Origin of the sequence: Aeribacillus sp. FSL K6-8394, assembly GCF_038008865.1 — a bacterium.
GTDB lineage: Bacteria > Bacillota > Bacilli > Bacillales > Aeribacillaceae > Aeribacillus > Aeribacillus composti.
The window spans coordinates 1,956,580-1,970,980 of sequence record NZ_JBBPAA010000001.1 but is presented as its reverse complement, the minus strand read 5'-3'; the positions used below and the strand labels follow the sequence as shown (position 1 = coordinate 1,970,980).

General features: G+C 39.4%; 11 protein-coding genes and 1 tRNA gene. 8 read left to right on the top strand and 4 right to left on the bottom strand.

Features of this window, described 5'->3' with window-relative positions:
* Positions 1–60: 60 nt before the first annotated feature.
* Complete coding sequence (locus NSR00_RS09330; RefSeq protein WP_340788295.1) at positions 61–369, bottom strand: hypothetical protein; 309 nt, start codon at positions 367–369, stop codon at positions 61–63.
* 362 nt (positions 370–731) lie between these two features.
* On the opposite strand from NSR00_RS09330, the gene NSR00_RS09325 reads away from it, so the two are divergent.
* From NSR00_RS09325 to NSR00_RS09315, 3 genes are all read left to right on the top strand, one after another.
* A complete protein-coding gene (locus NSR00_RS09325) occupies positions 732–1,124 on the top strand; it encodes a VOC family protein (protein WP_063387239.1) in 393 nt (130 codons plus the stop codon).
* An 87-nt stretch (positions 1,125–1,211) separates the two neighbouring features.
* Entirely contained in the window at positions 1,212–2,375 is a 1,164-nt protein-coding gene (gene trpB, locus NSR00_RS09320; RefSeq protein ID WP_340788291.1) for a tryptophan synthase subunit beta, read from the top strand.
* 2,187 nt (positions 2,376–4,562) lie between these two features.
* A tRNA-Gly gene (locus NSR00_RS09315) sits at positions 4,563–4,636 on the top strand.
* A gap of 119 nt (positions 4,637–4,755) precedes the next feature.
* On the opposite strand, the gene NSR00_RS09310 is transcribed toward NSR00_RS09315, so the two are convergent.
* On the bottom strand, positions 4,756–5,421 hold the full coding sequence (locus NSR00_RS09310) for a B3/B4 domain-containing protein (protein WP_063387241.1): 666 nt from the start codon (positions 5,419–5,421) through the stop codon (positions 4,756–4,758).
* Between the two features lie 82 nt (positions 5,422–5,503).
* Between NSR00_RS09310 and queG the strand changes: the two genes are divergently transcribed.
* The 3 genes from queG to trmL are packed head-to-tail and all read left to right on the top strand — an operon-like array spanning position 5,504 to position 8,104.
* Positions 5,504–6,637 carry a tRNA epoxyqueuosine(34) reductase QueG gene (gene queG / locus NSR00_RS09305; protein ID WP_063387242.1) on the top strand — a complete coding sequence of 378 codons (1,134 nt, stop codon included), beginning with the start codon at positions 5,504–5,506 and terminating at the stop codon, positions 6,635–6,637.
* Positions 6,638–6,677: 40 nt separating this feature from the next.
* Positions 6,678–7,598, top strand: a complete 921-nt coding sequence (locus NSR00_RS09300) for an amidase domain-containing protein (protein WP_186439328.1) — start codon at positions 6,678–6,680, stop codon at positions 7,596–7,598.
* A 32-nt stretch (positions 7,599–7,630) separates the two neighbouring features.
* Positions 7,631–8,104 (top strand): tRNA (uridine(34)/cytosine(34)/5-carboxymethylaminomethyluridine(34)-2'-O)-methyltransferase TrmL, encoded by a 474-nt coding sequence (gene trmL, locus NSR00_RS09295; protein WP_063387243.1) that lies wholly within the window; start codon positions 7,631–7,633, stop codon positions 8,102–8,104.
* Positions 8,105–8,292: 188 nt separating this feature from the next.
* Here the strand turns inward: trmL and NSR00_RS09290 are convergent, their stop codons facing one another.
* Positions 8,293–9,405, bottom strand: a complete 1,113-nt coding sequence (locus NSR00_RS09290; protein ID WP_144597056.1) for a glycerol dehydrogenase — start codon at positions 9,403–9,405, stop codon at positions 8,293–8,295.
* A gap of 449 nt (positions 9,406–9,854) precedes the next feature.
* On the opposite strand from NSR00_RS09290, the gene NSR00_RS09285 reads away from it, so the two are divergent.
* Positions 9,855–11,750, top strand: a complete 1,896-nt coding sequence (locus NSR00_RS09285) for a PrkA family serine protein kinase (protein WP_063387245.1) — start codon at positions 9,855–9,857, stop codon at positions 11,748–11,750.
* 199 nt (positions 11,751–11,949) lie between these two features.
* The gene (yhbH, locus tag NSR00_RS09280; RefSeq protein WP_327856423.1) at positions 11,950–13,116 is read left to right on the top strand and encodes a sporulation protein YhbH; all 1,167 of its coding nucleotides are present in this window, start codon (positions 11,950–11,952) and stop codon (positions 13,114–13,116) included.
* Between the two features lie 269 nt (positions 13,117–13,385).
* On the opposite strand, the gene yidC is transcribed toward yhbH, so the two are convergent.
* The gene (yidC, locus tag NSR00_RS09275) at positions 13,386–14,162 is read right to left on the bottom strand and encodes a membrane protein insertase YidC (RefSeq protein WP_340788281.1); all 777 of its coding nucleotides are present in this window, start codon (positions 14,160–14,162) and stop codon (positions 13,386–13,388) included.
* Positions 14,163–14,401: the final 239 nt, after the last annotated feature.

Genomic DNA, 14,401 nt, shown 5'->3' with positions numbered 1-14,401 from the left:
TTTCATTTGTAGTAAAAATATGGGGGAATTTTGCAAAATGCATTTCAATGGAACATTTGCTTATTTTTGGCCATTTCTAAACGGTTCCAGTACTTCATCCACCCATTGACGAAATTTTTCATACGCTTCCTCATTTGTTTGAACATTATCTACGAACACACCTTTGAATTTATCATAATAATGTTCTTTATTTACAAATAATTGTTGAAATTCTTCCTCTTTTAAATCATCAAAAAATAAATCCATTGTACCATCAGTTCTTTCCCAGGCAATTCCTTCGATGAAAGGGGAAAATTCATCTTTAAAGTTGTCTACATGTAAATGATTCCCGGTGTAATTTTTCGAATGAAAGTAGTCATTCTTCTTCATGAGTGTGTCCTCCAAATTGATTTTTACATAATTTGAATATTTTGCTAAGTATCTCGTTAAGAAAGATTACACAATATAACAAGATGTTTCTTGTTTACCAATTTGAAGAGCAATTTCGGAGCAGGTAACCTGCATCACGCTGTGCTTTTTAACTCCATTTTATATTTTAGAATATTTCAATTGTTTCTAGTAATGCTCTATTTCAAAAAAGATTGTAGCTTGGCCCTAGGAAAATGCGATGTTGAATCATTACACAGAAACAGGAGGCACTCCTCTTCTTAAAAACAAGGTGTCATTCCCTTATGGTAAAATGGACGAGAAGAATGTTTATCCCTACAATCTGGCAAAGGCGGGTAAAAAAGATGAAAAAAATAATCCCTCATATTTATTTGCATAACTGTAAGGAAGCGTTGCAATATTATCAGCAAGTATTTGGAGGAGAACTTAAAAATGTAGAGACATCCGATGGAAAAGAAATGTTTAAAGGCCACGAAGGAAAATATATTCATGCCGAGCTGCATATTAACGAATCCTGTGTACTTTATTTTGCCGATGTTTTCTCACCGGTGACGAAGGGGAACAATATATGGCTGACATTGGATTTGGAATCAGAAGATGAAATAAATTCAATTTTTACAACATTAGCGAAAGACGGACAGGTCAAAATGGAATTGCAAGATACTTTTTGGAATTCAAAATATGGTGTGGTAATCGATAAATTCGGTGTAGTTTGGGAGCTAAACTATGCAAAATAATAAGCGGCAGAAATTCTAAAAATAAGTGTTTGATTTGAACATGTTTTGCTATAATTGAATAAAAGTTTAGAGGAGATGAGTAAGAAGATGAGTCAGCAAACAGTTGAGAAGGGTTATTTTGGCCAATTTGGAGGAAGCTTTGTTCCAAAGGATTTGCAAAGAGCATTGGACATACTGGAAGAGAATTTCGAAAAATTTAAAAACGATTCAACGTTTAATGAAGAATTGGCATATTATTTAAGAGAATATGTCGGTAGAGAAAATCCGCTGACATATGCGAAAAATTTCACAGAAGCGCTCGGGGGCGCGAAAGTTTATTTAAAACGTGAAGATTTAAATCATACCGGAGCACATAAAATCAATAATGCAATTGGACAGATCTTGCTTGCCAAACGGATGGGGGCTACTAGAATCATTGCAGAAACGGGTGCTGGACAGCACGGTGTTGCAACAGCAACCGCGTGTGCGATGTTTGGAATGGAATGCACCATCTATATGGGCAAGCTCGATACAGAGCGGCAGGCATTAAATGTGTTTCGGATGGAGCTGCTTGGTGCAAAGGTAGTACCGGTTGAAAAAGGACAAGGACGTTTGAAGGATGCGGTGGATGCAGCTTTAGCTGATTATGTGGAAAATTACCAAAGCACGTTTTACTTGCTTGGATCTGCTGTCGGCCCGCATCCGTATCCAACAATTGTCAAGCATTTTCAATCGGTTATTAGTGAAGAGTCGAAAAAGCAGATTCTTGAAAAAGAAGGGAAGCTTCCAACAGCTGTGATTGCTTGTGCAGGAGGAGGAAGCAATGCAATCGGAGCTTTTGCGCATTATCTGGACGAACCAAACGTAAGATTAATAGGAGTGGAGCCGGAAGAGGCACCAACGCTTACGAAAGGTGTTCCAGCTGTTATTCACGGATTTAAATGCTTAACTTTGCTTGACGAAAATAATGATCCAATGCCGACTTACTCTATTGCAGCAGGGCTTGATTATCCTGGAATTGGTCCAGAGCACAGCTATTTGAAGGAAACCGGACGGGCAGAATATGTTACGGTGTCTGGAAAAGAGGCTTTGGAAGCTTTTCAGCAATTATCTAAGCTAGAAGGAATCATCCCTGCTCTTGAAAGTTCACATGCTGTAGCATATGCGATGAAACTTGCCCCGCAGCTAAGCAAGGAGGATATTGTGATCGTTAATCTCTCCGGCAGGGGGGATAAGGATGTCGAGCAAGTGTTTGAAATGTTGAAAAAATAAGGTAAAAATCGGCGTTTTTGAACGTCGATTTTTTACTTGTGCGCCCGGCATGGGTGTAATCTATAGGGTGAAAGTCCCGAGCTGCGAAGGCAGAAGTAGCAGTTAGCTTAACGCAAGGGTGTCCGTGGTGACGCGGAATCTGAAGGAAGCGAGCGGCAAACTTCCGGTCTGAGGAACACGAACTTCATATGAGGCTAGGTATCACTGGGTGAGTTTGCAAGACAAAACAAAGCCCTTTCTGCCGAAGGTGATACAGAGTAAATGAAGCAGATGGATGGAAGGAAAGATTACACTCTTACCCGGGGAGGTCTGGCGGATATGTGAAGTACTCTTCATAACCTACTTAGTGATAAGTAGCTGAACCGTCAGAAGTCAGCAGAGGTCATAGTATTAGTTGGTCTAGAACAACTAAGAAGGACCGAACAATTAAGAGAGAATAGCCCTTGGCATTCAGTGTGTCATGATGAACACAGAAAACGTAGTACCTCACTTGAGGGAGGAAGCGGTGAATCCCGTGGGAGACCTCTTGGAGGGTGGAGTGACCACTGGCATAAAGAGAACAGCTATTCACGGAAGTTATAAAGACTTGCGTCAATTATCTTAATTGAACCGCCGTATACGGAACCGTACGTACGGTGGTGTGAGAGGTCGGGGGTTAGTCACCCCCTCCTACTCGATTCTTTTAACGATTCATCATCTGAATTTTTAGAAGAGCAAGTTGTTTATAGTAATATAAAAAAGGCAGATTTTTGATCCACCGGATAAGCGTATATTTATCTTTGAAAAAATCCTTGACAGCTCTGAAATGGGCAAGGTATGGGAGCTGTAGTCACGAAAGTGCTATAGAAAGTTAAAAAATATGGGATAAGTGCGTTCATCACATTTTTCAATGAATCAAAATGGTGTAGTTTTTGAGGTATAGTTACTCTGATTTTATAGGAATCTTCTCAGCTCTTAGTATTTTATGTTGGTTGATAAATTTAGTTTGCGAAGGAATGACTGAGGGGTTCAATCTAACTGTTATCTAAGCTTGCCATGATTTCGGAGTTTACATTTAAACGCTGGACATTTACCACCAGCTTTGTAAATATATGAACAAAATAAGAAAAACTGTTGATTTAATGCTTTTTTCAGCGGTATAGGGCGTTAAATGGACAGCTTTGTATCTATTTTGTTCACAATTTCGACAAAAACATAAAAAAATGTCGTTTTTTTTACATTTTTCCATTGCACCGTCATTTTCGCTTTGCTATAATAAAACCCGTCATTGCATTACGGCTACCACAAGCGATGCTTCGATGAATAAGCATCGAGTTGCCTCGACGCATCTGCTTCCTCGATAAGCTGGAAGAGGAAGAGGCATGGCAAGTGCGTGTTTTTCGTCTTGATAGAAAAGAAATAATGTATGCGGGTGTAGTTTAGTGGTAAAACCTCAGCCACGAGCGATGCTTCGATGAATAAGCATCGAGTTGCCTCGACGCATTTACTTCTTCGAATAAGCTGGAAGAGGAAGAGGCATGGCAAATGCGTGTTTTTCGACTTAATAAAAAAGAAATAATGTATGCGGGTGTAGTTTAGTGGTAAAACCTCAGCCACGAGCGATGCTTCGATGAATAAGCATCGAGTTGCCTCGACGCATCTACTTCCTCGAATAAGCTGGAAGAGGAAGAGGCATGACAAATGCGTGTTTTTCATCTTAATAGAAAAGAGATAATGTATGCGGGTGTAGTTTAGTGGTAAAACCTCAGCCACGAGCGATGCTTCAATGAATAAGCATCGAGTTGCCTCGACGCATCTACTTCCTCGAATAAGCTGGAAGAGGAAGAGGCATGACAAATGCGTGTTTTTCATCTTAATAGAAAAGAGATAATGTATGCGGGTGTAGTTTAGTGGTAAAACCTCAGCCACGAGCGATGCTTCAATGAATAAGCATCGAGTTGCCTCGACGCATCTACTTCCTCGAATAAGCTGGAAGAGGAAGAGGCATGACAAATGCGTGTTTTTCATCTTAATAGAAAAGAGATAATGTATGCGGGTGTAGTTTAGTGGTAAAACCTCAGCCACGAGCGATGCTTCAATGAATAAGCATCGAGTTGCCTCGACGCATCTACTTCCTCGAATAAGCTGGAAGAGGAAGAGGCATGACAAATGCGTGTTTTTCATCTTAATAGAAAAGAGATAATGTATGCGGGTGTAGTTTAGTGGTAAAACCTCAGCCTTCCAAGCTGATGTCGTGGGTTCGATTCCCATCACCCGCTCCATACATATCATTCATCAACGCAGTGTTTCGTTTTTATAAGCAAACGAAGCATTGCGTTTTTTCATTATAGAAATTTTGTATATGGCTGCCATGCCATTAAAAGAAAGAAAAGGGAGAGGCTTAAGCGAAAATTTGTTGGCGAGCATCTCCACCGTGAATTTGAACAAACATGTTGGCCATCGCTTCAAGTAATTTTTTTGCTTCTTCTGTCCGCATCGATGGCTTTAAATAAACGATATGTAAAGCGCTTGTTGTTGAAAGCTGTACTGCTGTTCGCTTGGAATCAACATAGGGGCTTCCGAAAGGTCCGTTTGCATCACAGGTTACTAGTTTATTTTCCAAATTTACTTGGCGGCCGTTGATGGCATCATATGAATCGCCATTTTCACCGATTTTTAACGTAATAGATCCTTTTATTTTGTTTCGGTCGTAGATGCCTAACGGAATTTCATATTTCAAGGAGAAAAAATTATTTAAGTCAACGGCTGAATGGATAGACTGTAAGTATTGCTGTTTTTGAACGCGGCGAAAAAGAGCCTCATTGGATGGGCGGTATCGATTAGGATCAGTGCCAACACGCTTAAAGACTTCCCGCCATTCTCGAATGCCGTCTAATTCAGCTGCATTTTTATTTTCTAGATCGAAAAAAATAGATTCTTGAAAGAAACGAAGTCTCCCTTTTAACATTTGGGGGGATTCGGATACTTGAATATGATCATACTCAATTAAGCCTATTTTAAAGTGAGGAATTCGTTGTTTGACCTCTTCAGCAATAAAAAATTCCATTGATTTCCCTCCTATTTTCAGCCATTTTATCTTAACATAGTTTATATATTTTTTGAAATAAAAACAAAGGGGGTGGAGCGGTGTGGATTTCGCAGTTCTCAAACAAGAAATTATTGAATACAGCAAGCAAATTGGAATCGATAAAATCGGTTTTGCGAGTGCTGATGTTTTTGAAACATTGAAGGAGCGGTTAATTGTACAGCAGCAGTTAGGATATCAGTCAGGATTCGAGGAGCCTGATATCGAAAAGCGGACAAATCCTGAGCTGCTCCTTCCAAAAGCAAAATCGATTATCTCTATAGCGTTGGCATATCCTTCAAAAATGAAAAATGCTCCCAGAAGTACAAAAAAAGAGCGGCGCGGTTTATTTTGCAGGGCTTCATGGGGGACAGACTATCACGTGATTCTAAAAGATCGGTTGAAAAAGCTGGAAAGATTTATTTTAGAAAAAGTGGACGGAGCACAGGTTAAATCGATGGTCGATACGGGGGAGCTGTCGGATCGGGCCGTAGCAGAGCGAGCCGGTATCGGATGGAGCGGAAAAAACTGCATGATTATTACACCGGAATTCGGCTCTTATGTATATTTGGGCGAAATGATTACAAATATTCCTTTTCCTCCCGACAGCCCCATTGAAGACCGATGCGGATCCTGCAACATATGTGTCGATTCATGTCCGACTGGTGCGCTCGTACAAGGCGGGCAGCTCGATTCAAAGAAATGTATTGCTTTTTTAACGCAAACAAAAGGGTTTCTGCCTGATGAATATCGTGGGAAAATCGGAAACAGGCTTTACGGCTGTGACACTTGTCAGCTTGTTTGTCCGGAAAATAAAGGAAAGGATTTCCATATCCATTCTGAAATGGAACCGGATCCTGAAATTGCAAAGCCAAAATTAAAGCCGCTTCTTCATATTTCAAACCGCGAGTTTAAAGAAAAATTCGGCCATATAGCTGGTTCATGGAGAGGAAAAAAACCGATTCAGCGAAATGCGATCATCGCTTTAGCCCATTATAAAGATAGAACGGCTTTGCCTGACTTAATTAAACTGATGCACGAAGATTCAAGACCGATTATTCGGGGAACCGCCGCATGGGCGATTGGAAGGATAGGAGATCAATCAGTGCTTTTTGAATTGGAAAAAGCTCTGGAAAAAGAACAAGATGAAGAAGTAAAGAATGAAATTGTCAAAGGAATTGAAATGTTGAAAGCATGATTTTAATTGTCACCATCATACGTATATAGAAGAAACGAAAATGGTGGTGACAAATGTGGACGTACAGGCTGTTTATCGAAAAATAAATGAAAAGCTGCAATTTTTAGTGAACAAATCTGTCAATCACAATCGGCAGCAATCTTCAGAGCTTGAATGGTGTGAAAAGAAAAAAGAGCTGGCAGCAAAACGAAAAGCGGAAATAGTGAAAGCGACTTGTCTCATAAAATGGCCGAAACAGATCGAAGATGAGGCAACCGTTGTAGATTATTTATGTGATTACAGGCTTCTTTATAAGCAGGGTGATTTTTTATATATAGAAGAAATTGGGGAAGAGCGGGTAGCGAAGTTTTCCAATAAAGGTCATTTAATATCTGATGAAGTTAAACTAAAAGACTGTTTTCATAAAGATGAAGAGGATGATTGGTCAAACGAAGAGTGGCATGGAAAAGATGAACGGGTTTCTTTTCAATATGATCGGTTGAAAAGCGTCCAATATGCGGAACGGTGGTGGAACAGCAGAAATCCGAATTATCCTTATTTTGACGTAAATTGTACAAATTATGTTTCCCAATGTTTACGTGCCGGTGATGCGCCGATGAGAGGCTACCCGAACCGGTCATCAGGATGGTGGCTTGCGAATAATAATTGGAGCTACAGCTGGTCTGTAGCTCATGCGCTGATGCTGTATTTGTCCACATCAAAAACAGGACTTAGAGCGGAAGAAGTTTCGTCTCCTGAGCTGCTTAAGCCCGGGGATGTGATTTGTTATGATTTTCAAGGCGACGGCAGATTTGACCATTCAACATTTGTTGTTGCAAAAGATAAAAGCGATATGCCGCTTGTCAATGCCCAAACATCCAACAGCCGAATGAGATATTGGTCGTACGAAGACTCAACTGCCTATACAGAAAACATTCAATATAAATTTTTTCATATCATTGATGATAATGAGGATTCTTAAAAATGTTATAATAGTTTTCGAGGTGAATCATTGTGGCATTACACGTTGTTTTATTTCAACCAGAAATCCCTGCAAATACTGGAAACATTGCTAGAACTTGTGCAGCGACTAATACAGCCCTTCATTTAATTCGTCCTTTAGGTTTTTCAACGGATGATAAAATGCTTCGACGCGCAGGGCTTGATTATTGGGAATTTGTAAACATTCATTATTATGATTCTCTTGACCATTTTTTTCAGCAAAACCAGAACGGGGATTTCTACTATATAACTAAATTTGGAAAACGATATTATACGAGCTATGATTTTAGTGATCCTTCCAAAGAGATTTTCTTCATTTTTGGACGTGAAACAACAGGACTTCCAAAAGAATTGCTTGCAGAAAATGAAGATCGGTGTTTGCGCATTCCAATGACGGAAAACGTTCGGGCATTAAATTTGTCGAACACTGCCGCTATTTTAGTGTATGAGGCGCTAAGACAGCAAAGCTTTCATGGATTATCTTAAACACTTTTAGTTTTGGGCTTCTTTCGGATTGTAAATATACATTATTTTTGGCGGTTATTAAAGGAAGTATGAGAAGGAGCGGACTACCATAAGGTTAAAAAAGCAAATACAAAGGCCAGAGCTGTCAAAGCGCCTGGCCTTTTTTGCAGTCAACAAGGTATCCCATGAAGAAATGCCAATTCAAAACGTTATTTGCGGTGTTTTTCTTTATATGCTTTCGCATATTGATCAGCAGCAAAAATCGCATCTGCTACATCATCAGCTGTCACATTGAATGCATTATGGATTGTTTCCCCTTCTGCGGTTGCTGCTTTAGCGACTTTTAGTATATCTTCGCGCGAAGCATCTTTTAATTTAATGTCCTCCAACGTGACTGGCAAATCAAGGCTCAAATAAAGCTCAATATAGCGTTCAATTTCTTGTTGTGAATGTTCTTCGAGAGCGAGCTGGACAAGAGTACCAAATGCCACTTTCTCTCCGTGTGTCAAATGATGTATTTCGCCTTCTAACGCGGTAAATCCGTTATGAATAGCATGAGCCGCTGCCAAACCGCCGCTTTCAAAACCTAGTCCGCTAAGGAGCGTGTTTGCTTCGACGACCGCTTCTAACGCAGGGGTGACGACTTTTGCTTTTACTGATTCATAGGCAAGCTTCCCGTACTTGAATAAAGTTTGTTCACATTTTTCTGCAATTGCTTCAGCTGCAATTGTAGGGATACCGCCCGCCATCGTTTTTCCTCCGGATTTTATAACACTGCGTGCTTCCACCCAAGTTGCAAGTGCATCAGCGATTCCAGAGGCAAGTAAACGTGGCGGAGCATTGGCGATAATTTTCGTATCGACAAGTACAAGATCTGGATTCTTTTTATAAAAACGGTAGCTTTCAAATACGCCGTCATCAGAATATATAACAGAAAGAGCACTAGTTGGCGCATCAGTTGAAGCAGCTGTCGGCACAATCACTATATAAGCATCTAATTCATCCGCTACCGCTTTTGCGGTGTCTAACGTTTTTCCTCCACCAACGCCGATTACAATAGCAGCTTCTGCTTTTCTTGCAATATTCGCGATTCTTTCTACCTCGTTTCTTGAAGCTTCTCCGCTAAAAACTACTTCTTCGGCTGCAATATTTCCTTTTTTTAATTCGTTTACTATTGTATGCCCAGCTATTTTCCAAACTATTTCATCAGCTATCACGACTGTCTTGTTTCCAATTCCTTCAAGATAATTCGCGATTTTTGTAATGACATTTTTACCTTGAACATATTTTGCAGGGCTGATAAATACTCTTTCTGCCGCCATTATTAGCACCCCTTTTATGTTTTGGAGTTATTTTCATGGAACTAACACAAGCCGAAATTCCCTACCTGCTTTACCGCTTCACAAAATTACCGGGAGGACTACTTGTGAACAAATCATCAATATGCACAAAATTATTTTTTGTTGACACCAGGTTTATCGTTGTATCCTGCCGTGAAAATAGCAACTAAAAATGCGATGCAGACACCTAAAACTAAAGCAGTTTTCATGAAAAAGATCCCTCCTTCATATGTACAACGTAATCAAAAATTACTAGTTTTATTATACATTAACATTCCCAACGAGTGAAAGAATTTCCCTAAGGTTTGTCATTTTGTCAAAATTTTTTAACTCATTTTTAAACATTAAGCTAATCAAAAAGCATCTTTAAGGACATCCTCGCATAAATTGTATTAATCTGGTGCTCAAACCAACGATGGAGGAGGTCCCTGATGGATATTTTGAAAAAAATCGAAAAGCATAGAGAAATGGAAGAGCGCTTAAAATGGGAAGGCACCTTCGCTGAATATTTGGAAATATTAAAAGAAAAACCATGGATAGCCCAATCCGCCCACTCTCGCGTTTATAATATGATAAAAGATGCAGGGATTGAGGAGATTAATGGCCGAAAACGATATAAATTTTTCAACCAGGAAATTTTCGGACTGGACGAAGCATTGGAACGGCTTGTGGAAGAATATTTTCATCCCGCTGCTAAGCGGCTGGATGTAAGAAAAAGAATTCTGTTGTTAATGGGTCCTGTCAGCGGCGGGAAATCTACACTTGTCACTTTGTTAAAAAGGGGATTAGAAGAATATTCGAAAACCGATAGAGGTGCAGTTTATGCAATTAAAGGCTGCCCGATGCATGAAGATCCTTTGCACTTAATTCCGCACCATCTTCGCGACGACTTTTATAAAGAATACGGCATTCGAATTGAAGGCAATTTATCTCCACTTAATATGATGCGCCTTGAAGAAGAATACGGCGGAAGAATTGAGGATGTTTTAGTTGAACGAATTTTTTTCTCAGAAGACAAACGGGTAGGAATCGGCACATTCAGTCCGTCTGATCCAAAATCGCAGGATATTGCCGATTTAACGGGAAGTATAGATTTTTCTACAATTGCTGAATACGGCTCAGAATCCGATCCGAGGGCTTATCGATTTGATGGAGAGCTTAACAAGGCAAACAGAGGAATGATGGAATTTCAAGAGATGTTGAAATGTGATGAAAAATTTTTATGGCATCTGCTATCTCTAACTCAGGAAGGAAATTTTAAAGCGGGCCGATTCGCGCTCATTTCAGCTGATGAGCTCATAGTCGCTCACACGAATGAAACAGAATATCGTTCATTTATTTCAAACAAAAAAAATGAGGCTCTCCATTCGCGAATTATCGTCATGCCGATCCCGTATAATTTAAAGGTTTCCGATGAAGAAAGAATTTACGAAAAAATGATTAAAGAAAGCGATGTATCCGATGTTCATATCGCTCCGCATACATTGAGAGTAGCGGCAATGTTTACTATTTTAACCCGTTTAAAGGAGCCGAAGAGATCGGATATCGATCTTGTGAAAAAGATGCGGCTTTACGACGGAGAATTGGTTGAAGGGTTTAATGCTGTAGATGTGGAAGAGCTAAAAAAGGAATATCCGGAAGAAGGAATGAGCGGCATCGATCCTCGTTACGTCATCAATCGGATTTCTTCTACCATTATTCGGAAAGAAGTGCCTTCTATCAATGCGTTAGATGTACTTCGTTCGTTAAAAGAAGGTTTATATCAGCATCCTTCGATTTCAGAAGAAGACCGTGAGCGTTATTTGAATTTCATTTCCATCGCGCGGAAAGAATACGATGAAATTGCGAAAAAAGAGGTTCAAAAGGCGTTTGTCTATTCTTATGAAGAATCGGCAAAAACTTTAATGGACAACTATTTAGATAATGTTGAAGCGTATTGCAATAAAAGCAAAATCCGCGATCCGCTGACAGGCGAGGAAATGAATCCGGATGAAAAATTGATGCGTTCGATTGAGGAGCAAATCGGCATCTCAGAAAATGCAAAAAAAGCTTTCCGAGAAGAAATTTTGATTCGCATTTCAGCATATGCAAGAAAAGGGAAACGTTTTGACTACAATTCCCATGAACGGTTGCGCGAAGCTATTCAGAAAAAATTGTTTGCTGATTTGAAGGACGTTGTGAAAATTACAACGTCAACTAAAACGCCTGACGAACAGCAATTAAAGAAAATTAACGAGGTTGTAGCGAGACTCATTGATGAATATGGATACAATTCAACATCTGCCAATGAACTTCTTCGCTATGTAGGCAGTTTACTAAATCGTTGACAATTGAATCTGGTTTCGTTCATGATTCGCCCGAATGGGCGCTATTTTTTTCAAAATTTCTAATCAAAAAAGGTGTGCAACAGCATGTCAATTTTGGAAGATTCGAGCATATGATAGAATAATCTTTTATTTGTCCAAACGAGCCCATTCGTTTGAATATAATAAAAGAATTGCCAAGTTTTTTAAGGGAGGGAAAAAAATGACATCCAAAGGGAACCATCACTTTGTTGTTTCTAGAGAGGATTGGTCCCTCCATCGTAAAGGCCATGATGACCAAGTTCGCCATCAAGAAAAAGTGCAAGAAGCGATTCGCAATAATCTCCCTGATCTTATTTCAGAAGAAAGTATCATCATGTCAAACGGAAAAAATGTAGTGAAAATTCCGATACGGTCGCTTGATGAATATAAAATTCGATATAACTATGACAAAAACAAGCATGTCGGCCAAGGAAAGGGAGACAGTAAAATTGGCGATGTCGTTGCGAGGGATGGCACAAATGATGCACAAGCAGCTGGGAAAGGCGAAGGCGCTGGAGATTTGCCTGGAGAGGACTATTATGAAGCTGAAGTGTCGATTATGGACTTGGAAAAAGCGTTCTTTCAGGAACTTGAACTTCCAGATTTACAGCAAAAAGAAATGGATGAGAATATTGCTGAAAAAATAGAATTTAACGATGTTCGCCGTACAGGCCTTATGGGAAACATTGATAAAAAACGGACAATGCTTTCGGCATTTAAACGAAATGCGATGGCAGGAAAACGAAGTTTTTATCCGATATATCCGGAAGATTTGAAATTTAAAACTTGGAACGAAGTGGAAAAACCAGAGTCAAAAGCTGTTGTGCTTGCAATGATGGATACGAGCGGTTCTATGGGAATATGGGAAAAATACATGGCGAGAAGTTTCTTCTTTTGGATGATTAGATTTTTAAGATCGAAATACGAAACGGTAGATATTGAATTTATTGCCCATCATACGGAGGCAAAAGTTGTCACTGAGGATGAATTTTTTTCAAAAGGTGAAAGCGGAGGCACCATTTGTTCTTCTGCCTATCGAAAAGCATTAGCACTTATTGAAGAAAAATACCCGCCTTCCCGGTACAATATTTATCCGTTCCATTTTTCCGATGGAGATAATTTAACTTCAGATAACAGCCGATGCGTGAAGCTTGTCGAAGAACTAATGAAAATTTGCAACATCTTTTGTTACGGCGAGGTTAACCAGTACAACAGATACTCCACCTTAATGTCTGCTTATAAAAACATCAACAATCCGAAATTCCGCTATTTTGTGTTAAAGCAAAAAGCAGATGTGTTTCATGCGATGAAAACTTTTTTTAAAAAACAAGAAAGTAAAATCGGCTAAGTGTGAAAAGGGAACCTGACATAGGTTCCTTCTTTTGTTTGGCAGTTTCTAGTAACAGTTGTTCAAAAAGATTTTTTGAAGGAAAATTTCAGCAGATTCATTTGCATGTTGGAGAGAAGATAAGCACAAAGATTTTCACAGTCCCCTTCAATCAAAAAAATTTCTTCCTGCGCTAGATAGATGATTTTACTGTCTAACGCAAGAGGAAAGATCAATTCGCTAGTTTATTCATATTGTTCGCAAAAGGTATTTTTGTACGGCTACTGATTCTACTGTTCAGAGTTCTTGCCTTTTTCTTTTTCTATTGGTTTATAGTAGAGCTTTTGCGCAAGTAATGTTTGCAGAATAAGGAATGATCCGCTTACTGTCCAGTAAAGAGGCAAGGCAGCTGGTGAAGCAAAAGATGCTGTTCCTATCATTAGCGGCGACAGCATTCCCATCATTTTCATCGGTCCTTGCAATTGATCTTCAGGTACCGTTCTAATGGAAACTTTAAATTGCACATAATAAATAGCTGCAGCACAAAGCGTCAAAATAAGGTCAGGTGTTCCGAGGTTAAACCATAAAAATGAATGTGTTGCAATTTCTTTCGAACCGCGAATGGCATAATACAGCCCCATGATGATCGGCATTTGAATAATAATGGGAAGGCAGCCCATTTTCAATGGATTGATGTCGTGCTTTCGATAGAAATCCATCATTTCCTTTTGAATTTTTTGTTGTTCTGCTTGATCATTCGCCTTTTTAAACCTTTCTTGCAGCTCCTTCATCTCCGGCATGACTTTCTCCATTTTCAATTTCATATTTTGCTGGTCTTTATATTGGCGAAGCATGAACGGCATAAGAATCAACCGAATCAAGACCGTAATTAAAATAATCGCGATTCCATAGCTGCCGTGAAACCAGTCCGCAAAAGTTTTAATAATAATTGAAAAAGGTTCAACGAATGTTTGATGGAAAAAGCCTGATTGATTTGAGCTGCCAGTGCTGCATCCAGTTAGTGCAACAAAAGTGATCATGACTACGATATACAAAATATTTCGCATCTTTTTCCTCCTTATAAATAAACAAAATGTGTCTCCAACAGGGAAGGAAAAAGATGATCCTCCTTATCGTCCGGTCCCTCTTTCCGCTTTCTTTTCTTTATAAGAAATGAAAGAAAAAGGAAAGTGAAATACGGGATCTCTCTTGAAATGCTGTCAAAAAAGCTGTTTTTGAACTGTTCAAATTTCGCTTTGGCAGAAATTTGATAACCAGTACGGACATAACGATGAAAAAAGTTTAG